The organism is Rheinheimera sp., from assembly GCF_036782235.1.
Lineage (GTDB): Bacteria > Pseudomonadota > Gammaproteobacteria > Enterobacterales > Alteromonadaceae > Pararheinheimera.
Window position 1 is genome coordinate 1 of sequence record NZ_DAIPZL010000014.1, and the last position, 22,688, is coordinate 22,688.

General features: G+C 49.1%; 21 protein-coding genes. 15 read left to right on the plus strand and 6 right to left on the minus strand.

Going from position 1 to position 22,688, the window contains the following annotated elements; translation table 11 throughout:
- Positions 1-99 precede the first annotated feature (99 nt).
- Complete coding sequence (locus V7P87_RS13790) at positions 100-1,065, minus strand: chemotaxis protein CheV (protein WP_333797948.1); 966 nt, start codon at positions 1,063-1,065, stop codon at positions 100-102.
- Positions 1,066-1,333: 268 nt separating this feature from the next.
- On the opposite strand from V7P87_RS13790, the gene V7P87_RS13795 reads away from it, so the two are divergent.
- Positions 1,334-1,885, plus strand: a complete 552-nt coding sequence (locus tag V7P87_RS13795; RefSeq protein ID WP_333797949.1) for a glycine zipper 2TM domain-containing protein — start codon at positions 1,334-1,336, stop codon at positions 1,883-1,885.
- 152 nt (positions 1,886-2,037) lie between these two features.
- On the opposite strand, the gene V7P87_RS13800 is transcribed toward V7P87_RS13795, so the two are convergent.
- The 5 genes from V7P87_RS13800 to V7P87_RS13820 form a co-directional block, all read right to left on the minus strand.
- Entirely contained in the window at positions 2,038-2,580 is a 543-nt protein-coding gene (locus V7P87_RS13800) for a cytochrome b (RefSeq protein ID WP_333797950.1), read from the minus strand.
- Positions 2,581-2,753: 173 nt separating this feature from the next.
- Positions 2,754-3,080: a hypothetical protein gene (locus V7P87_RS13805; protein WP_296299836.1), complete on the minus strand. Its 327-nt coding sequence runs from the start codon at positions 3,078-3,080 to the stop codon at positions 2,754-2,756.
- Positions 3,081-3,240: 160 nt separating this feature from the next.
- Complete coding sequence (locus tag V7P87_RS13810) at positions 3,241-3,900, minus strand: DUF2959 domain-containing protein (protein WP_333797951.1); 660 nt, start codon at positions 3,898-3,900, stop codon at positions 3,241-3,243.
- A 9-nt stretch (positions 3,901-3,909) separates the two neighbouring features.
- Entirely contained in the window at positions 3,910-6,330 is a 2,421-nt protein-coding gene (locus tag V7P87_RS13815; RefSeq protein ID WP_296299832.1) for a Lon protease family protein, read from the minus strand.
- A 111-nt stretch (positions 6,331-6,441) separates the two neighbouring features.
- A complete protein-coding gene (locus tag V7P87_RS13820; protein ID WP_333797952.1) occupies positions 6,442-6,894 on the minus strand; it encodes a zinc ribbon-containing protein in 453 nt (150 codons plus the stop codon).
- Between the two features lie 194 nt (positions 6,895-7,088).
- On the opposite strand from V7P87_RS13820, the gene leuS reads away from it, so the two are divergent.
- The 14 genes from leuS to V7P87_RS13890 all read left to right on the plus strand — a co-directional run bounded on the left by leuS (position 7,089) and on the right by V7P87_RS13890 (position 22,247).
- The gene (gene leuS / locus V7P87_RS13825; RefSeq protein ID WP_333797953.1) at positions 7,089-9,698 is read left to right on the plus strand and encodes a leucine--tRNA ligase; all 2,610 of its coding nucleotides are present in this window, start codon (positions 7,089-7,091) and stop codon (positions 9,696-9,698) included.
- Positions 9,698-10,180, plus strand: coding sequence for an LPS-assembly lipoprotein LptE (locus V7P87_RS13830; protein WP_333797954.1), 483 nt, complete (start codon positions 9,698-9,700; stop codon positions 10,178-10,180). The genes leuS and V7P87_RS13830 overlap by 1 nt, the downstream gene beginning before the upstream one ends.
- Before the next feature lie 3 nt (positions 10,181-10,183).
- Positions 10,184-11,230 carry a DNA polymerase III subunit delta gene (gene holA / locus V7P87_RS13835; protein ID WP_333797955.1) on the plus strand — a complete coding sequence of 349 codons (1,047 nt, stop codon included), beginning with the start codon at positions 10,184-10,186 and terminating at the stop codon, positions 11,228-11,230.
- A gap of 1 nt (position 11,231) precedes the next feature.
- A complete protein-coding gene (gene nadD, locus V7P87_RS13840; RefSeq protein ID WP_333797956.1) occupies positions 11,232-11,873 on the plus strand; it encodes a nicotinate-nucleotide adenylyltransferase in 642 nt (213 codons plus the stop codon).
- A 60-nt stretch (positions 11,874-11,933) separates the two neighbouring features.
- On the plus strand, positions 11,934-12,254 hold the full coding sequence (gene rsfS, locus V7P87_RS13845) for a ribosome silencing factor (RefSeq protein ID WP_260657333.1): 321 nt from the start codon (positions 11,934-11,936) through the stop codon (positions 12,252-12,254).
- A 4-nt stretch (positions 12,255-12,258) separates the two neighbouring features.
- Positions 12,259-12,729, plus strand: a complete 471-nt coding sequence (gene rlmH, locus V7P87_RS13850; protein WP_296299821.1) for a 23S rRNA (pseudouridine(1915)-N(3))-methyltransferase RlmH — start codon at positions 12,259-12,261, stop codon at positions 12,727-12,729.
- 2 nt (positions 12,730-12,731) lie between these two features.
- Complete coding sequence (gene mrdA / locus V7P87_RS13855; RefSeq protein ID WP_333797957.1) at positions 12,732-14,924, plus strand: penicillin-binding protein 2; 2,193 nt, start codon at positions 12,732-12,734, stop codon at positions 14,922-14,924.
- Entirely contained in the window at positions 14,917-16,023 is a 1,107-nt protein-coding gene (gene rodA / locus V7P87_RS13860; protein WP_333797958.1) for a rod shape-determining protein RodA, read from the plus strand. The genes mrdA and rodA overlap by 8 nt, the downstream gene beginning before the upstream one ends.
- Positions 16,023-17,072: a septal ring lytic transglycosylase RlpA family protein gene (locus V7P87_RS13865; RefSeq protein ID WP_333797959.1), complete on the plus strand. Its 1,050-nt coding sequence runs from the start codon at positions 16,023-16,025 to the stop codon at positions 17,070-17,072. Before rodA ends, V7P87_RS13865 begins: the two co-directional genes overlap by 1 nt.
- 53 nt (positions 17,073-17,125) lie before the next feature.
- Positions 17,126-18,307 carry a D-alanyl-D-alanine carboxypeptidase family protein gene (locus V7P87_RS13870; RefSeq protein WP_333797960.1) on the plus strand — a complete coding sequence of 394 codons (1,182 nt, stop codon included), beginning with the start codon at positions 17,126-17,128 and terminating at the stop codon, positions 18,305-18,307.
- A 130-nt stretch (positions 18,308-18,437) separates the two neighbouring features.
- Positions 18,438-18,719, plus strand: a complete 282-nt coding sequence (ybeD, locus tag V7P87_RS13875) for a DUF493 family protein YbeD (RefSeq protein ID WP_333797961.1) — start codon at positions 18,438-18,440, stop codon at positions 18,717-18,719.
- A 72-nt stretch (positions 18,720-18,791) separates the two neighbouring features.
- Positions 18,792-19,445, plus strand: coding sequence for a lipoyl(octanoyl) transferase LipB (gene lipB / locus V7P87_RS13880; RefSeq protein ID WP_416354598.1), 654 nt, complete (start codon positions 18,792-18,794; stop codon positions 19,443-19,445).
- Between the two features lies 1 nt (position 19,446).
- Positions 19,447-20,427, plus strand: coding sequence for a lipoyl synthase (lipA, locus tag V7P87_RS13885; RefSeq protein WP_333798000.1), 981 nt, complete (start codon positions 19,447-19,449; stop codon positions 20,425-20,427).
- Between the two features lie 74 nt (positions 20,428-20,501).
- Positions 20,502-22,247, plus strand: a complete 1,746-nt coding sequence (locus V7P87_RS13890) for a hypothetical protein (RefSeq protein ID WP_333797962.1) — start codon at positions 20,502-20,504, stop codon at positions 22,245-22,247.
- The last annotated feature ends 441 nt before the right edge of the window (positions 22,248-22,688 follow it).

Genomic DNA, 22,688 nt, shown 5'->3' on the forward strand with positions numbered 1-22,688 from the left:
AGCCACTGGATCGGTCAACCGATCTGAAATTTTCTTATCTGATCGGCATTACAGCTTTGGCTGCTTTTTTTATTGTCTGAACTCTTGTGTCAAAGGCTGTTAATGCTGATCAGCTGGTGCGGCTACGGTATTTTGCACTGCCGCACTGTGCATCCATTGTTGTACCGCCGATACCAGCTCGTCAGGATGAAACTTCGCAATAAACTGGTCAGCCCCTACTTTGCTCACCATGGCATTGTTAAATACACCGCTTAACGATGAATGTAAAATCACATGAATGTTTTTTAAATGCTCATGGGCTTTAATTTCTGCCGTCAGGGTATAACCATCCATTTCCGGCATTTCAATGTCAGAAATCAACAAAGGCACCTGCGCCGACACATCCCCGCCTATTTCGGCTGCTTTGGCCAATAACCAGTCCAGCGCCAAGCGGCCATCATTGACCGTCTGAATTTCCACCCCTATCGCAGCTAATGCCCTTTTCACCTGATTGCGGGCTACGGCAGAGTCGTCGGCCACCAGCACCACCAGATTTTTAAAATCCAGAGTCCGGCTTTTTTCTTTGACTGATTCACTGACAGTTTCATCCACCGGAGAAATTTCAGAAAATACTTTTTCGACATCCAGAATTTGCACCAGTTTGTTGTCGACTTTGGTCACAGCTGTTACATAGTGTGCTTTGCCTGCACCTTGTGGCGCCGGCATAATTTGTTCCCAGTTACTGCTGATAATACGATCCACCCCTGCCACCAAAAAACCCTGGGTGTGGCGGTTATATTCGGTAACCAGCACATAAGCTGTGCTCAGTTCGGTAATAGGCTGGCCACCTGTTGCCATGCTTAAATCAATAACAGTCACAGGCTCACCACGTAGATGGGCAATACCCCGCACATTGGGATGGGCCCCCGGCAAGGCACTAAGCTCAGGGCACTGCAACACTTCACGTACTTTAAACACATTGATGCCAAAAGGCTGCATGCTGTTCAGCCGGAATAACAACAACTCCAGCCGGTTTTGTCCGACGATATTGGTTTTTTGGTCGATATTGGAAAGTAAGCTGCTCATAATGCCCCCGGAAAAACACGCAATACCACTTTATGGCAAACACAAAATAATCTTAGAAAGATAGGCGTAAAACTGCCGCAGTGCGCTGTCATTTTGCGAAAATTCTGAGCCTTAGCAATAAGATCCAACACACTGCCCCCCACCAACAGCAAGGTTAACATCAAGCACAACAAACATCAGCGTTTTTGTATATTCCATTCAGCTTAAATACAGCAAAGGCTTTTTATAGTCAGCGTTATAAAAAGTTGACGTATACAAGGACATCCAAATGAATAACTCAATGCTGATTGGCTCTATTGTTGGCGCTATCGCAGTGACCGCCTTAGGTTCTGTTGCCGGTTATAGCTATCTGGACAAAGGCCCGCAGTATGTTGAAGTGGTGAGCAGTAAAGCCGTGATTGAGCGTTTTAGCGAACCTGTTGAACAGTGCAAAGACGTGGTAGTGCAACAGAAAAAAGCGGTGAAAGACGACAACCAGATTGCAGGCACTGTGATTGGTGCTGTGGTTGGTGGTGTGCTGGGTAACCAGATTGGCGGTGGTTCAGGCAAAAAAGTGGCCACTGTTGCCGCTGCAGCTGCCGGTGGTTATGCCGGTAAACAGGTGCAGCAGGATATGCAAAACAAAGATGTGGAAAGTTATACCCAACGTGTTTGTAAAACTGTTGAAAAATCACAGGAAAAAGTTGTGGGTTATGACGTACGTTATTTACACAAAGGTGAATTAAAAACGGTGCGGATGGACCAGGCTCCGGGCGATAAAATCCTGATCCAGGATGGTCAGGTAGTGGCTGGTGTTGCCCCTCAGACCGCAGGCAACTAACGTCTGACGCAGTAGCTCCGAGGCACTGGTGATAGCCTCCCAGTGTGGCACAGTGGCCCTACTTACTTAAAATCAAGCCCTGTGCCTGAGTTTGCTTTTAAATAAGCAGGGCCACTGAATAAAAAGCCGGGAATTCCCGGCTTTTTCCTTTGTTATTTCAACATCATGCGTTTTATCGTGTCATCTTTTAACAGGTAATGGTGAAACAGCGCCGCAGCGACATGGATGAAGATCAGGCCATACCCTGCTTTAGCGCCAATTTCGTGCAGCTCTTCCAGCCGCTCGGCCCAGACGTCATCCCGCGCCATCAAAGCGGGTAACTGCAGACCAAAATAACTCAGCTCTTTGCCTTCGGCTGACATTAACAACCAGCCCATCAGCGGCATCATCAACATCAGCGCATAAAACGCCAGATGCACTGCTATCGCCAGCTTGTGCTGCCAATGCGGTTGTGGTGGTGTAATTGGCGGAGTGTGCTGGCTAAAACGTGCCAGTAGTCTCGGCAGTAACAACAACAGAATACTCAGGCCAAACCAATAATGGGCCGTTTTCATCAGATCACGACCCGGGGTGCCGCGCTCAAAAATATCGCGAAACTCCATACTGCAATACACACCGATAAACAGCAGCACAATCACCCAGTGCAGCAACACCGTCAGTTGACTGAAACGAACCTTATCCTGCTCTGTTGACATTATCTTCTCCTTCCAATAGCTCTGGGCCAAGACTAATAGTCCGAGCTTAAGACAAACTGAAATGACTAAACCGGATCCAGCGCAATAAAACTGCTGTAAATTGAGTGGTTGCTGCAAAATCACAGAGGTCTGACAGACATAAACAACAGCATTTGCGCTGACTCAACAGGCTCTTACCAGCGGCCAAAATATTGGTCAATCAGTAACGTCAGCTGTTCATTCAATTCAGCCTCTAGCTCGTCCGCATCGGCCTGGAACAAGGCAAAATACCTTTTGGCCTGCTCAGCCGTTAAAGTGCGACCAGAGAGTGTGCATTGCATTTCCGGCAGGCTTTTGTCAAAACGTGGCACTAAAATCCAGCGCATAAAACCTGCAGTATGGGCTGTCACCAGTGGCTGGGAAAAGGTGCAAAAATCTTCAATATAATCTTTACCTTGCGGTCCGAGACAACCGGGCTCTACCCGGTAAATCACTTCTAACACAGGCTTGTTGCTGTTCATACATAGTCCGGTTTTCGGCTTTAGCTTCAGTAAGTTACCTTAGCAGAAGCTTTGATGAACAGAAAACAGATTTATCAGCGTGGAGTTTAAAGGTTCAAAGGGCATTTAAGGAAAGGACAAGCCGCGCCCTCGCATGACCGGGCGCGGCTTATGATTACTTTTAGTTTTGATTCATAGTGGCAATAAACTGGTTAGAGTCGGCAATGGCTCTGTTCATTTCCGCCAGCAGATTGTTGACATCCTGCTGTAACACGCCAAACTCGCCCTGAATAGCGCCTACCGCTTTGGCATTTAAATTGTGTTTTAAATACAGCACGTTGTCGTTTAATACCCTAAGCACTGGTGGCATTTTACTTTCGGCACGGCGCATCACTTTGACTAAAGCGTCAAACTGGCGTTTGGTGTCCAACAGTTTCTTTTTGCTGTCGGTTTTGAGTTTTTTATTCTGATATTGCGACAGCTCAGCTTCCCACTCATCAAACAAATCAAAGGCGACCAGCTCTACTTTGTTAATACGGGCTGTTACTTCGTCGGCGGCTTTTTTACTGTCTTCATACTGCGCCTGTAAAGCTTCATATTTGTCCTGCACATTGCCACCATGGAAATTAATCAGCTGGCTGAGTTGGTCCAGTGCGTCTTTAAATTCCTGCTGACTGACAGCCTGAGCGTCACGGGCTTCCTCCACGCGGTCTATCAGAATATCGCGTTTATGCACCCCGACTTTTTCCATAGCAGCATAATAAGCTGTGCTGCAACCGCCCACCAGCAAGGCGCCAGACAGCGCAACAAACTGTAATACGTGCTTGATTTTAAATAACATCTTTTATCCTTATTCGTCGTCTGATGAGCCGTTTACCAGCTCCGCAATAGCGGCGAGGCGCGCCATAGTCAGCGCATTGAGTGACTTTTTCGGGTACTGGCCTTTAGCGGTTTTGACACCGGCTTCACAACCGGTCAAAAGTTCCAGCGCTTCATCGACGGTTTTCACCACATAAATATGGAACTGACCACTGGCAACCGCATTTACCACTTCATCATTGAGCACCAGATTGAGCTGATTGCTGGCCGGGATCACCACGCCCTGGGCACCGGTTAAACCACGGGACTGACATAAGCGGAAATAACCTTCAATCTTTTCGTTGACACCACCAATAGCCTGCACCTGACCATGCTGGTTAATAGAACCTGTCACAGCTAAATCCTGGCGGATAGGCACATTGGTAATAGCGGATATCAGCGCACAGACTTCAGCCAGTGACGCACTGTCGCCGTCCACCAAACCATAAGACTGCTCCATAGCGATATTGGCCGACAAGGTGAGCGGGAAGTTCTGCGCATATTTGGCGCCGAGGTAACCGGTTAGCAGCATCACCCCTTTAGAGTGAATGGCTTTGCCAAGCTCAACTTCACGTTCAATATCAATAACGCCGTTGGAGCCCGGATACACGGTCGCACTGATACGCGCCGGCGTACCAAAGGCGGTATCGCCAATTTCCAGCACTGTCAGGCCGTTCACTTTGCCAACGGCCACACCGTCGGTATCAATCAGAATTTGTCCTTCCTGAATATCTTCCAGGAAAGATTCGCTGATACGGCCGGTGCGGTATTGTTTGCCCTGCAACGCCTGCTGAATATGCAAAGCACTGAGTTCAGTATCACCGGCCTGATTGGCGTAATAACAGGCTTCGCGCACCAGCTCCAGCACGTCGGCAAAACGGGCCGATAACTTACGCTGATGTTCGGCCTGGCGGAAACTGAAAGTTAATAACTGTTTTAAACCACAGGATGTTAAAGGCCCGGCGTCCAGCGCCTGAATTTGGTCCTGCAGCTGCAATGACATATATTTCACTGTCAGTGGGTTAAACGGCAGGTAATGTTCAAAGTCGGCCAGTACCCGGAACAATTCGTTAAATTCATCATCCACGTCCTGCACCAGGTAATACAGGTCGCGTGAACCGAGCAGCACAATTTTCACATTCAGCGGTATCGCTTTGGGCGTAATAATGGTGGAGTTGGTTACCGCATGGTCTGACAAAGTGTCGATATTAATTTCGCCACTTTTTAGTGCCAGCTTCAGCGCATCCCACACCGCAGGTTGTGACAACAACCGGTCTGCATCCAGGATCAGATAACCGCCGTTGGCTTTATGCAAAGCACCGGCGCGGATCATCCGGTAATTGGTGTATAAAGCACCTTGGTCTGAACTGTATTCCACCCGGCCGAATAAGTTGCCGTAGCTTGGGTTGGCTTCAAATACAATAGGAGCGCCGGACATCAGTTCGTGATGGACCAATACGTTTGGCACAAAATCACCGACAAACAAACTGCGGATATCCAGCTCTTCCAGTTTGTCGCTTTCCAGCTCTTCCGGCAGCAGCTCCAGTACAGCTTTGACCAGCTCAGGACGCATTTCGCGCAAATAACGCAATACACCAAGCTCATTGGAATAGTCATGCTCCAGCGCTTTGTGCAGAGGTTTAAGTGCAACTTCGATGGTTTCGCGGCGCAAAGTACGCAAATTTTCCGACAGTTCACGTTTCCACTGCGGTAATTCCAGCAACTGCTCGTTTAAAATGGTTTCAAGTTCAGTCACTAAACCATAAAAAAACTGCCGTTTATCGTCGGGTAAATTGGCAAATTCGGCATCATCCAGCGGTTTACCGTCGATGACAGGGGAAAAACTGACAGCGCCATTGTCTTCATACAACACCACTTGCTTTTCCAGCGCTTTACGTTCCACCAGCGCAATAGCCGCTTCATATTTATTGTCAAAAGTGGCGTGAATGGCTTTTTTCTTGCGCTGATAACCCGGGTTATCAAAAGCGGCCGGGAAGGTGTCGAGCAGCTCGTCAATTAAAGCTTCAATCTTTTTCACCAGCACCCGGCCTTCGCCAGGCAGCAGCCTTAAAGTTTGTGGTACCCGCTCGTCTTCAAAATTATTGATATAACACCAGTCGTCCGGTGTTTCTTTTTCACTGGCGGCACTTTGCAGAATATCCTGCACCAGAGTGTAACGACCAAGTGCAGGTTCACCCATCACATAAAGGTTGTAGCCCGGCATATCCATGCCAATGGCAAATGAAAGCGCCGCTTTGGCGCGCTCCTGACCAATAAAAGTGCTGCTAAAACCGGCCACATCCAGTGCCTCTGCAATCAGCTTGTCGTCAAGCTGCGGGCCAAGTTGAGAAACGGGCAAAGCCATGCTTTGCAAATGAGATAGAGCGGCTTTATGTACTGCCGGATGCGTCATGCAGAAAATTCCCGGATAAAAAACGAATGCCTATAGTAACAAAAACTGCTGTGGACGAAAGTGGCTAAAGTGCACCAAAGCACGCTAAATATCAGAACCATCAGCCGAATTTCAAACCGGCAAACCACGGCGGTGAAATAAATGGCCGCCACAATCAGGGCAAACCACCAGCTCTGCCGGATGATAATAAGGCAAAGTAGCCTTGCAGGCGTCACAACAATACAAGCCCATGCCCACTTCTTCGCCGGCCCGGTAATGGCCCTGATGGGCAAAATCGCTGCTAAGCTCCTGCCATTCCAGCTGGGTTTTGTCGGTAACCTGCGACAGCTCATACCACAAAGCTTCTGGCCATAATGACGGCAACTCTTCCTCTGCCGACTGACGTTTTAAGGTTTCCAGAAAAAGTGTGGTTTCATAAGCCGTTAAATCTGAACCCGCTTTCAGATAGGCTTTGATGGTTTCGCCTAGCTCAAATAACTGAGTAACCTGTTGCTCTTTGGCACTGACGACAGCATCCGACAGCTGTTTTAACCATTGCTGATATTTATTGGTAAAGTCCTGCATATTCAGACTCCCAGAGAACCTTTGTTATTTTGAGTATAGCCAGTCCGGCACAAGGTGGACGTTTCAACGACGTCTGACATTGCTGACAGCCTGCGGCACCGCTTTGCAGTTGTTGTCGCCCCCCCGCTTGCGGTATGCTACGGGCACTTTTGCCGGATGGCCGGCCGCCTTTGATTGAACAGTTGGAATTTTCGATGTCAGACACTCAAAACCTCAACCAGACTTATGATCCAAAAGCCATTGAAACCCGGATGCAGCAGCACTGGGAACAAAGCAAAGCCTTTAAAGTGGTGGAAGATAACAGCAAAGAAAAATTCTACTGTCTGTCGATGTTTCCATACCCAAGCGGCCGTCTGCATATGGGCCATGTGCGCAACTACACCATTGGGGATGTGATCAGCCGCTTCCAGCGCATGCAGGGCAAAAACGTGATGCAGCCAATGGGTTGGGACGCTTTTGGTTTACCTGCTGAAAACGCCGCTATTGCCAACAAAACAGCACCGGCCAAATGGACCTACGCCAATATCGACTACATGAAAAACCAGCTGAAACGTTTAGGTTTTGGTTATGACTGGGACCGTGAACTGGCCACCTGTAAACCTGAATATTACAAGTGGGAACAGTGGTTTTTCACCAAGCTGTTTGAAAAAGGCCTGGTTTATAAAAAAATGGCGACAGTCAACTGGGACCCTGTTGATCAGTGTGTGCTCGCCAACGAGCAGGTCATTGACGGTCGCGGCTGGCGTTCAGGCGCCTTGGTTGAACAACGTGAACTGGCGCAGTGGTTTATTAAAATTACCGATTACGCCGAAGAGCTGCTGCAGGATTTAGATCAGCTGGACGAATGGCCTGAGCAGGTAAAAACCATGCAGCGTAACTGGATTGGCCGCTCTGAAGGGGTGGAAATTAAGTTCAGCGTGGCAGGCTCCAGTTATGATTTCAGCGTCTACACCACCAGACCAGATACTTTCTACGGTGTGACTTATGTTGCTATTGCACCGCAGCACCCGCTGGCGCAAAAAGCCGCCAAGATGGATGACAAGCTGGCGCAATTTATCGACGAATGTAAAGGTGGCAAAATCGCTGAAGCCGATATGGCGACGATGGAGAAAAAAGGCGCACCAACCGGCTTTTTTGCTGTGCATCCGTTAACAGGCCAGCAAGTGCCAATCTGGGTTGCCAACTTTGTACTGATGGATTACGGCTCAGGCGCTGTGATGGCGGTACCGGCGCACGACCAGCGCGATTATGAATTTGCCACTAAGTACGGCCTGCCGATTAAACAGGTGATCGCCCCTGTTGCCGGTGCAGAAGATAGCATCGATTTAAGCAAAGCCGCTTTTACCGACAAAGGTGTGCTGGTGAACTCAGCGGAATTTGATGGTCTGGATTTTGCCGCAGCCTTTAAAGGTATTGCCGACAAACTGTCTGCCATGGGTTTAGGCCAGGTGAAAGTGAATTACCGCCTGCGCGACTGGGGTGTGTCCCGTCAGCGTTATTGGGGTTCACCCATTCCGATGCTCACGCTGGAAGATGGCACTCAGGTACCAGTGCCGGAAGAGATGCTGCCGGTGCGTCTGCCGGAAGATGTGGTGATGGACGGTGTGACCTCCCCTATTAAAGCCGATCCAAACTGGGCAAAAACCAGTTACCAAGGCCAGACTGCTTTCCACGAAACCGACACCTTTGACACCTTTATGGAGTCCAGCTGGTATTACGCCCGTTATTGCAGCCCACAGCACGACTCGGCCATGCTTGACCCTGCCAAAGCCAACTACTGGCTGCCGGTGGATCAGTATATAGGTGGTATTGAACACGCTATTTTGCACTTATTGTATTCACGCTTTTTCCACAAACTGCTGCGTGACGTGGGTTTAGTGCAATCAGACGAGCCGTTTAAACGTTTGTTATGCCAGGGGATGGTATTGGCGGAAACTTTCTACCGTGAACACGAAGGTGGCAGCAAAACCTGGTATTCACCACAAGACGTGACGGTAGAACGTGATGACAAAGGCCGCATCAGCCGCGCTATTTTAACCAGCGATGGCCAGCCTGTGCTCTCTGCCGGTATGAGCAAAATGTCAAAATCAAAAAATAATGGCATAGACCCACAAACGGTGATTGATTTATACGGTGCCGACACTGTGCGTTTATTTATGATGTTCACAGCGCCACCAGAGCAAACGCTGGAATGGCAGGACTCTGCCGTAGAAGGCGCGAACCGCTTCCTGCGCCGCGTCTGGACTTTAGTCAACGACTTTAAACAAAAAGGTGCTGTGCCGGCACTGGATCTGAATGCCCTGAACAGCGAGCAAAAAACGCTGCGCCGTGAAATTCATAAAACCATTGCCAAGGTGACTGATGACGTGGGTCGTCGTTACACCTTTAACACCGCCGTTGCCGCCATTATGGAGCTGATGAACCGGCTGCAAAAAGCCGCCACTGACACAGCGCAGGATTTGGCTGTGCTGAACGAAGGTATTCAGGCCGTGGTGATGCTGTTAAACCCAATCACCCCCCATTTGTCACAACATCTGTGGGCTGAGCTTGGTCATACAACAGAGCTGGAACAAACACCATGGCCTTCAGTCGATCAGAGTGCGCTGGTCGAAGATGAAAAACTGGTGGTGGTACAAATTAACGGTAAAGTGCGCAGCAAAGTGACAGTGGCTATTGATGCCACTCAGGAGCAAGTGATTGCGCTGGCCACTGCCGAAGAAAACGTCAAGAAGTACCTTGAAGGTGTGGAAGTGCGTAAAGTGATTTACGTGCCTGGTAAGCTTTTAAGTCTGGTGGTGGGCTGATGCAAAGATTGTCACGCTACTGGCTCTGTCTGCTGCTTGGCGTGTTGCTACTGAGCGGCTGTGGTTTTCAGTTGCGTGGTGAGCTGCCGCTTGCCAAATATCCGGCGATTTACCTCGAAGGGGAGCGCCACTCTGAACTGTTGGCCAAACTGTCAGATCAGCTGCAGCGCAATAACGTAAAACTGCTGCCGGGCGCTGATGCTAAGCTGCCGCATATTCAGTTGCAAAACGATGGCCTGCAAAGGCGCACCCTGTCGTTGTTTCCAAACGGTCAGGTGGCAGAATATGAGCTGATTTACACTGTGGAATATCAGCTGTTGATGCCAGGCGCTGAAGCCACCAACCACAAAATTGAGTTAACCCGCGACTATCAGGACGACCCATCCAGGGCACTGGCCAAGGCGCGGGAGCTGGATTTGTTATTGGATGAGCTGCGCACCCAGGCGGTATCGCGCATCATCCGCCAGCTCGGCCGGCTCTAAATCATGCTGAAACTGTTCAGCAACCAATTACCGGCTCAGCTGAAAAAAGGTCTGGCGCCTGTGTATCTGGTGTTTGGCGAAGAACCTTTGCAAAAAATGGAAGCGCTGGATGATATTCGCAGCGCTGCCAAAACCGCAGGTTTTGACGACAGACAAAGTTTTATCAATGAAGCCCAGTTTGACTGGGCCGATTTTTTTAATGAAATGAACAGCATGTCGCTGTTTACCCCACGCCAGCTGCTGGAACTTGATTTAGGCACAGCCAAACTAAGCCCGGCAGCGCAGGATGCTCTGAAAAAAATCCCTGCCTTGCTGCACCCCGACCTGATTTTGGTGCTGCATGCCGCCAAAACCGCCACCGAATTTGCAAAACAAAGCTGGTTTAAAGCACTGGCCGAAACTGGCGTGCAGGTACAGTTTTATCCGCTGGACGATTATCAGTTTATGCGCTGGTTAAAAGAGCGTGCCGCCAGTCTTGGTGTCAAACTACAGACAGATGCTTTGCAGCTGCTGCAGCACCATGCCGCCGGTAACTTACTGGCTGCCAAACAAGAGCTGGAAAAACTGGCGCTCACCCAGCATGGCCAATGGCTGGATGCCGCATTTTTGCAGCAGTATCTGGCAGATCAATCCCATTTTAGTGTGTTTCAGCTGGTTGATTCTGTACTCTCAGGTCAGGGAGAAGAAGCGCTGCACCGGCTCGACCGGTTACTGGCGCAAGATCAGGAAGCAGTGATGATTGCCTGGCAATTACAAAAAGAAGCGCTGTTATTGTTACAGTTAAAAACAATGGAACAACAAGGTGTGATGGCGCAGGACTATTTTAAAAAATTTAGTATCTGGCCAAAACGTCAGCCGTTGTATCAACAGGCATTGTTGCGTTTGTCCGGTAACTGGCTGCAACATCTGCTGCAGGAACTGGCCTGTTTTGACCGGGCGCTTAAATCCGGTCAGCTGAGCCACCCTGAAGTGGCGTTGGCGCACCTGGTGACTTTATTTATCAACCCTGTACCCAAATTATTTTCGCTGCAACAGCAGCTGGCTGATTAACATGGCGATGCTGGGTTTTTATGGGGGCACCTTTGACCCTATTCACCAGGGGCATTTGCAGCTGGCACTGTATGTGCAGCAACATTGCCAGCTTGAACAGCTGCAGCTACTACCTTGCCACTTGCCGCCGCACAGAGCACATCCGGGGGTGAGCAGCGAACACAGAGCGGCCATGGTGGAGCTGGCCATTGCGCCATACCCGGCGCTTACACTGAACAAACTGGAGCTTGGCAAACAAAGCCCTTCTTATACCGTTGAAACGCTGGAAATCCTGCGCCGCCAATATCCCAACGACACTTTGTGTTTTGTCATCGGCATGGATTCACTCTGTGCTTTCACCCGCTGGCATCGATACCAGGACATTTTACGCCTTTGTCATTTATTGGTGTGCCAGCGTCCGGGTTATGCAGAAAATACTGAAGCAACCATGCTGCTGCAGTCCTATGGCGCACAGAACATTCAAGAGCTTCAAAGCCAACAGACCGGTAAAATTTTGCTGCTGCAAAACCCTTTGTTTGATATCTCGGCCAGTCAAATCCGTGCTGGCCTGCAACAAAACGAACCACAACAAACTCCCTCACCTGCCCTGCAAATCCCGGCAGTGATGGCTTATATCCAACAGCATGGGCTGTATCAGGTATAACTGCGCATAAAAAGCTGTTAAAATGCCGCGTTTACAGCGCACAGCTATGGGGTATACCAAGTGCAGACTCAAGAATTAATTGCTTTTGTTGTTGATAAAATCGACGACATGAAAGCCAAAGATATTGTTCAGCTCGACGTGAAAGGCAAATCAACCGAAACCGAATGTATGGTGGTGTGTTCAGGCACCTCAAACCGGCACACCCGCTCAGTGGCAGCTTACCTGATTCAGGAAGCCAAAAAAGCCGGTTTACATATTCTGGGTGTTGAAGGCGAAAAATCAGGTGACTGGGTGTTGGTTGATTTAGGCGAAGTGGTGGTTCACGTGATGCTTGATGAAAGCCGTGGTTTTTATCAACTGGAAAAACTCTGGGCCGCCTGAGTTCATGAAGTTAATGCTGATTGCCGTTGGGCAAAAAATGCCAGCCTGGGTGACAACTGCCTACGAAGAATACGCCCGGCGTTTTCCCCGGGATTTACCACTGGAACTGATTGAAATTCCTGCTGGTAAAAGGGGTAAAAACGCCGATATTAAACGTATTCTGGAGCAGGAAGGCGAAAAAATGCTGGCTGCTGTGCCCAAAGGCAGTCGTATTGTGACGCTGGAAGTGGAAGGTGCCAACTGGAGCAGTCCACAATTGGCACAGAAGCTGGAACAATGGCAAATGGATGGCCGGGATGTTTGTTTGCTGGTGGGGGGGCCCGAAGGTTTAGCACCTGCCTGTATCGCCGCCAGCGAAGCCAAATGGTCGTTATCCGCATTAACCATGCCGCACCCGCTGGTGCGGGTGGTGCTGGCTGAAAGCCTGTACCGCGCCTGGAGTATCAGTACTAACCATCCGTATCATCGCGAGTAGTTATGCGCAAACGCCGTATCGCCATTGCCGATCATGTTGCCGAAGCCTTGCTGTTTAACAGAAGGCTGCTGGTGGCTTTTGTCATGGTGTTGTTGTTATTTGGCGTTTTGTTACTGAATTTATACCAGTTACAGGTGGTGAAATACGAAGAATACTCCACCAGAGCCGACGGCAACCGTATTAAGTTAGTCCCCTTGTCGCCAAACCGCGGCATGATTTATGACCGTAATGGTGTATTGCTGGCAGAAAATCGCCCTGTGCATTCGCTGGAATTGGTGCCGGAGCAGGTCAAAGATTTAACACAAACAGTTCAGGATCTTGCCAAACTCATCGTTATTGACGAAGAACTACAACAGGCCTTTTTTAAAGAAGTTAAGCAACAACGCCGCTTTAAAAGTATCGCACTGAAAGAACACCTGACTGAACAGGAAGTTGCCATTTTAGCCGTACACCTGCACCAGTTCAGTGGTGTCACGCTCGAAGCCCGCCTGACCCGCAATTATCCTTATGGTGATTTATTTACCCATGCGCTGGGTTACATCGGTAAAATTAACGAAAAAGAATACAAACAACTGGAAGAAAGCCAGCAAAGCGCCAATTACGCCGCAACCCGCGATATTGGTAAAGTGGGCCTGGAAAAGTTTTACGAAAGCCGGCTGCACGGCACTGTGGGTTATCAGGAAGTGGAAGTGAACAGTCGCGGCAGGGTCATTCGCACTCTGCGCGAACAACCTGCAATTTCAGGGGATGATTTATACCTGTCACTGGACTTAGGGTTACAGCTTAAAGCACAACAGGCACTTGGCGAAAACCGTGGCTCAGTGGTGATGCTGGACCCAAGAGATGGTGCCGTGCTGGCGTTTTACAGCAACCCAAGTTACAACCCTAACCTTTTTGTGCATGGTATCAGCGGTAAAAACTACCGTATGTTATTAAATTCACCGGACAGACCTCTGGTCAACCGCATCACTCAGGGGTTATTCCCGCCTGCCTCCACTATTAAACCTTTGCTCGGTGTAGCAGGCCTGGAACATGGCACTGTCACTGAACAAACCCGTATTCCGGACCCAGGTTTGTACCGTTTACCTAATGTCAGCCGACCCTGGCGTGATCACTTTAAATACGGCCATGGCTATGTTGATATTTATACCGGCATTATCAAAAGTTGTGATACCTACTTTTACGATCTGGCTTATAAACTGGGCATCGACAAAATTGCCGACTTTATGACCAAAGCGGGTTTTGGCCGGCCCAGCGGTATTGATATTCACGAAGAAAATGAAGGCAATATGCCCACCCGTGAATGGAAAAAAATCAAACATAAACAAAACTGGGGGCCGGGGGATACCATTAATATCGGCATAGGCCAGGGTTACTGGCAAGCAACCCCACTGCAAATGGCACTGACCACAGCCACCTTAATTAATACCGGCGCCCGCATTACACCAAGGCTGGCACGTCATTTTCATAATCAGCAGCAGGATCAAAGCTTGCTGTTAGCGCCTGAGCAGGCCATTAGCGTGGTGAACCCAAATAACTGGGCTATTTCACGCGAAGCCATGCGCCGCACTGCCCAGCAGGAAGGCGGTACTGCACGGGGCGCCTTTTTAGGCGCTACCTATGACCCAGCCGGCAAAACCGGCACCCAGCAGGTGATTAACATTGCGGCCGGGCAAAAATATAACGCCAAAGCCATTAACGAGCGCCATCGTGATAACGCCATGTTTGTCGGTTATGCCCCGCATCACAATCCGGAAGTTGTTGTCGCTGTGGTGGTGGAAAACGCCGGTGGTGGTGGCAGTAATGCAGCCCCTGTTGCCCGCATCATGATGGATCATTATTTTACCCCGGCTGCAGAAAAACCGGCGTTGCCCACCCTGGCCGATATAGCGCTGATGCAGGAACAAAGGGCTGCCCAGATGCTGGCACGCGAACAACGTTATGCCGAAGAAAAAGCGGCCGAAGAAGCGCGTAAGCTAAAACGTCAGCAGCAAACTGAGCCTCAAGCTGGGCCTGTTGGCAACACAGAGAGCACAACTGCTACAGCTACAACGCCAGTCACCGCGACAGAACAACCGGTAGCAACCCAGGGCCAGCCGCAACCTGGCGTTAATGGCAGCACAACAGCACAACAGCCCGGCACCAACAGTGCACTCACACAGGATCAAACCGAGGATAACTCCATCGATGACTGAGCAGGAACACCAATCCCGCCTGATGCGCTGGCATATTGATGGCCCGCTGCTGGGAGCCTTATTGCTGCTGATTGTGATAGGTTTATTTACCTTATACAGCGCAGACGGCCACGATTTGGCTAAAGTGGAAGGCCAGGCCCTCAAGGTGGCCTTTGCGATGGGCATCATGACGATGCTGGCGCATATTAATCCACAAAGTTACCGGCGCTGGTCTTTGCCTATGTATGTCAGTGGGCTGTTTTTTTTGCTGATAGTGGAGTTTTTTGGTTATACCGCCAAAGGCTCAACCCGTTGGATTGATTTAGGTTTTACCAAATTTCAGCCATCCGAAATGATGAAACTGGCCGTGCCTATGGCTGTAGCCTGGTATATGGCCAAACATCCGATGCCACCTCGTACCCGTGACGTGCTGGCTGGCTTTTTAATTTGTGCTGTACCAACCTTATTGATTGCTAAACAACCCGATCTCGGCACCTCAATTCTGATTGCTATGTCCGGTGTTTTTGTATTGTTTTTCAGTGGTATGAGCTGGCGGATCATCACTTTTGTCGCGGCGCTACTGGCGGCTTTTGTGCCAATTCTGTGGCACTTTTTAATGTACGACTATCAAAAACGCCGGGTGCTGACCTTGTTTGATCCGGAGCGGGATCCTTTAGGCGCTGGTTATCAAACCATCCAGTCGATGATTGCGATTGGCTCAGGCGGTATTGAAGGCAAAGGCTGGATGCAGGGCACTCAGTCGCAGCTGGAGTTTTTGCCGGAACGTCATACCGACTTTATTTTTGCCGTCTTTGCCGAAGAGATGGGGCTGATGGGCGTCTGTGGTTTATTCCTTCTGTATCTGTTTATTATTGGTCGTGGCCTGGTGATTGCCAGCAGAGCTCAGGATAACTACAGTCGTTTTCTCGCCGGCAGCATTACTTTGACATTTTTTGTCTATGTTTTTGTTAACATCGGCATGGTATCTGGTATCCTGCCGGTGGTTGGTGTTCCGCTGCCGCTGGTCAGTTTTGGCGGAACTTCTTTCGTGACTTTACTGGCCGGTTTTGGCATTCTGATGTCGGTCAGCACTCACAAACGGATGTTAGCGAAACAATAATGAACATGTCTTCCCATGCTTTGCGGCCTCTGCGCCAGAATTTATTGTTGTGTTCTTTTTCAATTGTTGTACTGGCCGCCTGTTCCAGTGCACCATCAACTTCGTCAGGTGGCAACACCACTGCAGCCGGTTATCCCGACCCAAACGCCGGCCGTTATTCCCAATCCAAAGACAGTATTCCGCTGCGTTTCCCAACGCCCGAAGAAATGATTGACCCTGAACCTGTGATTGAACCCTTAAGTCGCGGCGGCAATAAACCTTATAATATTTATGGTGTGGATTATTTTCCAAAAACCACCATCACCGAACATAGTGAAACCGGTACTGCGTCCTGGTACGGCAGCAAGTTTCATGGCCATTTAACGTCAAATGGCGAAACCTACGATGTATTTTCGATGACTGCAGCGCATAAAACCCTGCCGTTGCCCTCATATGTACGGGTAACCAACCTCGACAATTACCGCAGCGCCATAGTGCGGGTAAACGATCGCGGCCCTTTTCACGATGGCCGGGTGATCGATTTATCTTATTCCGCCGCCTATAAACTGGGGATATTCCAAACCGGCACAGGTCGGGTAAAGGTGGAGCTGATTGCCTCCCCTGCCATGGAAAATCAAAGCAGTTTTGCCACCCCGATAGCGCAAGAACCGATGATCCCTTATGAGCCGGTCACACCGGTACAACGTTCGTCTTCGCAAAACAGCGTCAGCCAGCCGGTGCAATTTAATGAAACGAACCGTTTGGCCAGCAATAACAACAGAAGCAGCGATACAACAACCAGCCCTGTTGTCAGTGCAAGTCAGCCCGCTGGGCAAAATGGCTGTTATATTCAGCTGATTGCCAGCAGTGACCCGGCAAAAGTGCAACGACTTGGGAACGAATTACAACAACAATGGTCTGTACCCACAACCATTGAAAACGCCAACGGCATATACAAGCTGCTGGCAGGCCCGTTACAGGGGGCCGCAGTGGCCGCCGACTGGCTGGACAAACTGCGTTCCGGCAATTATCCGGACGCTTATGTCACCAATAAAAAATTATGTGGTTAACCTGTTTGTGTTGTTAACCGTGCTGTAGCAGTTCACTAATAAGAAAGAGTCTCATGAATCACCGCCTTAAAAACCAATACCGTCGCATTTTGTTCGCCACCAGTTTTAGCTGCCTGAGTTTTTTTGCGCAAAGCCAAACCGCTGCCGATATGCAGCTGACACCGCAAGCGCCTGAAGTAAACGCCAAAGGTTATATTCTGATTGATTACCACACTGGCAAGGTGTTGGCCGAAGGCAATGCCGACGAATTATTAGCCCCAGCCAGTCTGACCAAAATGATGACCAGTTATGTGGTTGGTACCGAAATTAAAAATGGCAATATCAAGCCAAGCGATCAGGTGACCATCAGCGAAAACGCCTGGGCCAAACAATACAGTGACTCTTCCAAGATGTTTATTGAAGTGGGCGCAACCATTTCAGTGGAAGAGCTGAACCGCGGTATTATTATCCAGTCGGGTAACGACGCTTGTGTGGCGCTGGCTGAGCACATTGCCGGCACCGAAAGTGCCTTTGCCGAACTAATGAACGCCCACGCCAAACGCCTTGGTATGACCAACACCACTTACGTCAACAGCCATGGCTTACCGGCTGAGCAACAACGCACCACAGCCCGCGACATGGCCAAATTGTCCGTTGCGCTGATCCGTGATGTACCTGAAGAATATAAAATTTATTCTGAAAAAGAATACGTTTTTAACGGCATCAAACAATACAACCGTAACGGCTTGCTGTGGGATAAAAGCTTAAATGTGGACGGCATTAAAACCGGCCACACTTCAGAAGCAGGTTACAGCCTGATCACTTCGGCTACCAAAGACGGTATGCGGTTAATTTCTGTGGTGATGGGCACCGAAAGCGCCAAAATCCGTGAAGCGGAAAACAAAAAATTACTGACTTATGGTTTTCGTTTTTTCGAAACTTTCTCGCCTTATAAAGCCGGTGAAGTATTTGCTGAACAGCGCGTCTGGCAAGGTGATAAAGAAAATATCAGCCTGGGTGTGATGAGCGAAACTCCTATTACCCTGCAGCGTGGTCAACGTAAACACCTCAAAGCCGACTTTAAACTGTCCCAGCAGCTGGTGGCCCCTATTACCAAAGGTCAGGTGGTGGGCACTGTTTACCTGAAATTGAATGACGAAGATATTGCTGAATTCCCGCTGGTGGCGCTGGAAGATATTGCTGAAGGTGGCATTTTCAGCCGGTTGGTTGACTACGTCAAAATGCAGTTACAATAACAGGCCGCATTACCTCTAAAAGATGTTGAAGAAGTCCCGGCACAGGCCGGGACTTTTTGTTAGAATAGCCGCCAATTTGTGCACAGGCACAACCCAGTCAACAGTATCCAATGTGGTAAGTGAGGATCCGATGGCCGTTGAAGTAAAAGACACCAGATTTGATGAGTTTCTTGAATTCCCCTGCGCTTTTAACTTTAAAGTTGTGGGCTTAGCCCATGATGATTTAGTGCCGCAGGTGATTGCCACTTTGCAGCGCCATGCACAAGCCAGCGACTATTCACCGAGCGTAAAACCGAGCAGCAAAGGCACTTATCATTCAGTCACAGTGGTGGTGACAGTGACCAGCAAAGCGCATATTGAGCTTTTGTATACTGAACTGGGTAAACTTGAACTGGTCCGTTATGTTATGTAACTGGCTGCAAAAGCTCGATTTTTCAGCCCTGCCCTTTATAATGCAGCCATTTTTTACGCAGGAGCCATCGTAGTGCCTGTCGCAGATGCTTTAGTGATCCGGGATTTAGGCCTGGTCGATTACACCGACACCTGGCAGCGGATGCAGCAATTTACCGATAACCGTGACGATAACACGCCCGATGAAATCTGGCTGTTAGAGCATCCGCCGGTATTTACCCAGGGTCAGGCTGGCAAAGCCGAGCATTTATTAATGCCGGGCGATATTCCGGTGGTGCAGGTGGACCGCGGTGGCCAGGTCACTTACCACGGCCCGGGTCAGCTGGTGGCTTATGTGCTGTTGAATATCAAAAGACGCAATATTGGCGTACGCGCACTGGTGACCCTGATTGAACAGGTCATTATTCAAACTCTGGCAGAAAATGGCGTACAGGCTTATGCCAAAAGCGACGCGCCCGGTGTTTATGTTGATGAAAAAAAAGTGGCATCTCTGGGTTTAAGAGTGCGTAAAGGCTGTACTTTTCATGGTCTGGCACTGAATGTCGATATGGATTTATCACCTTTTGGCCGCATTAACCCTTGTGGTTATGCTGGTATGCAAATGGTGCAAAGCAAAGATTTAGGTGGCCCTCTGACAATGGCAGCGGCCAAAGCACAAATCAGCCGTCAGTTTGCCAGTCAGCTGGCAGTGACAGAGCTTTCAACAAAGACAGGGTTTTATGACTAATATGCCAAAAACAGCCCGGATGGAGCCTGGTGTCAAGTTGCGTGATGCCGAAAAAATGGCACTGATCCCGGTAAAAGTTCTGCCAACAGAACCAGCTGAAATGTTGCGTAAGCCGGAATGGCTGAAGATCAAACTGCCAAAAAGCTCTGAACGCATTGACGAAATTAAAGGGGCTTTGCGCAAACACGGCCTGCATTCTGTGTGTGAAGAAGCGTCATGTCCGAACCTGACTGAATGTTTTAACCACGGCACCGCCACTTTTATGATTTTGGGTGCTATTTGTACCCGCCGCTGTCCATTCTGTGATGTGGCTCATGGCCGGCCGTTGCCACCCAGTGCTGAAGAGCCGGAAAAACTGGCGTTAACCATTAAAGACATGAAGCTGAAGTACGTGGTGATCACTTCTGTTGACCGCGACGATTTACGCGACGGTGGTGCCCAGCACTTTGCCGACTGTATCAGCGCTATCCGCCGTGAAACCCCGGCTATTAAAATTGAAGTACTGGTGCCGGATTTTCGTGGCCGCATGGACACAGCACTGAATATTCTGACGCAAACGCCGCCAGATGTGTTTAACCATAACCTGGAAACGGCCCCGCGTTTATACAAACTGGCCCGCCCTGGTGCTGACTATAAATGGTCGCTGGAATTGCTGCGTCGTTATAAAGAAGCGCATCCTGAAGTTTCCACGAAGTCGGGTCTGATGGTCGGCTTGGGTGAAACCACCGAAGAAATTATCGAAGTGATGCGCGACTTACGGGCTCACAACGTCGATATGCTGACCGTTGGCCAATATTTACAGCCAAGCAAACACCATTTACCGGTGAAACGTTATATGTCACCCAGTGAATTTGATGAGATCAAACGTATTGGTTACGAGCTTGGTTTTAAACATGTAGCGTCAGGCCCCTTTGTGCGCTCCAGTTACCATGCCGATCGTCAGGCTGCCGGCGAAGACATTGTAACTTACAACGTTAAATAGTACTCTACAATGCTATTTTGTACTGCACATCGCTATTTTGTACCGACACTTCGTAGTAATAGCGGAGTGGCTTAGTGAAGGAAATTCTAGGGATTAAGGAATTCCCCTTCGATAGTCGTTACTGGCGGGTTGATTGGTTCGGTGCCATTCAGCCCAACCCCAAGCTCCCCCGCGAACCAGTACTGCAAGTTGTTATCACCCCATTCAAAACACCTGATATTAGCGCCCTGCCCCATAATAAGCTGGCTTCTGCATCCAGCGGTTTGGTGGATTACACTGATCAGCGAACCATCAGCGTAGGCACTGGCCAGCTGCCGGCGGTGTGTGTTGGATCTATCTGGCGAAACAGTGAGTGTCAGCTGCAGCTTGCAGGGCAACTGACTGAGTTCAAAGGGTTAGAGATATCCAAGCATACCACCCAGGTATTAAATGCCAGTGCCAAAGAGCATAGCCAGTACATCATTCCTTACACTCATTACAAATTTGGCAAAGCCGGTTACCTAAGCAAAATGGTCGCTATCGAGTATAACGGCGACCCCTACGGCATTTTGATCTCAATGGCAGAGCTGGTGCGGTTTTACTATGCCGTGTCGACCGATCTAGCAGATGTCATTTTCTCCGGTGACCTAAAACACAATTTGCATGCCGTGCTGAATAAGGAACACACCTGGTCAGTACCGGAAGAACAGCGTGAAGTTATTGGGCTACGCCAGCGTTTTTCAGATCAAGACGGCTGGATACTGGCCCGAGTTCTAAATTCACCCGAAGCCTGGTCAGGTGCCACAGCAGTGCACGATGCCATGCTAAAAAGTCGTGTAAATGGCGTAGCGGCGCATATTGAAAGTAATTTTCCGTTTGCCGGTACCACGAATCTGAGCGCCCGTTGCAAAATGCTCCCTACCGCAGATCCGAATAAATGGCGTTATCTGGTATTGTCGCTGGTGCGCTGCTCTGCTGCTTTCCCCTTCCGGTATCTGACCGTATATCGTGACAACGACAACAACCGAGCCAAAGATGGCGACGACAAACCCGATGACGAGAAGAAGCCAGCCTGGGGCGGTCCCCATGTAGTTCCTGGGCAGCAAGGCAAACGCTTTCAAAGTCAGCAAGCACCGAATAGAAACGCAGCCACTGAGATATTTAACCTGCCTACAGACAGGTTTGGTGATATTGCCGGTAAAGAGCCGGATAAACCAACCAAAGAGCAATGTGAGTATAAATCCGCCACCATCGTCAGGCCGCCGGAAGACACCAATCAGCTTAGTAGTGCTCAGGGTGATAATACCGACTCTACCGTTGGTACAGGCCGCTTAAACAGCACCTACGAGCGCGCTAAAGCCCTTCCTGCGAGCTTCGATACCTTTATCAAAGCTATTGAACATCTGAATACCTATGAAGGCTTTAGCGCAAAGATACGGGAACCTGATGAGCTAACCAGATATATTCCGCTTACTAAGCCAGAGGGGTATCGGCAATGGTCTTATTTAGACTCAAAAGGTATGACGCGCAGAACTGTGTTAGTTGGCGATATTTTTTACCAAGGGCGTTGGTTCAGTTTGATCGAGTTTGAACATAGGCAAACCGATAAATGTTGCATTGGCATGGTATTTCTTGACAGTGGACAACATATGACCTCTGTCGTACTAGCAATTCTGTTCACTAAAATTGCTGACTATCGAGGAATATGGAGCAATATCCCAGCTATTGCAGCTGAGAACATACGTATTGAGTCTTATAAACATGTTTGGTCGACACCACAACACCTTTCCTCAATAATTGCTTTAAAATTAACTAATTACAGTGAAGAATTCCAAACTTAAACACCCTTGAGCAGGCCCAATTTATAAACATTGGCACTCAGTTTCAATCCTCTATGAGAATGTGGCAAGTCCGGTATATACTATTTAAAACATAGGGAACGTGGCAAATTCATGTGATAACAGAGTTATTTAGTTTTTTATTTAATACTTCTAGTGACTTTGAGCTTAATAGTGAATGGTCTCTATTGGTCTTCAGCTTAGCTTCTGGGTGCATTGGTTTAGCCGTTGTAACCTTAGATTTTCTGTTTGTGAAAGCTACCAACAAAAGCAGTATCCTAAAATTATCATATTCAGGTTACAGAACTCTGTTTGTGTTTCTAATATGGGGTTCCGGTGCAATGCTGGGAGGCTATATAGGCGGCGCAGTGGGCATTTTCGAAATTACACGAGTAGCTAGCGTATTTGTAGCTTTATCCTGGACTACAGTTTTACCAAGGCTCG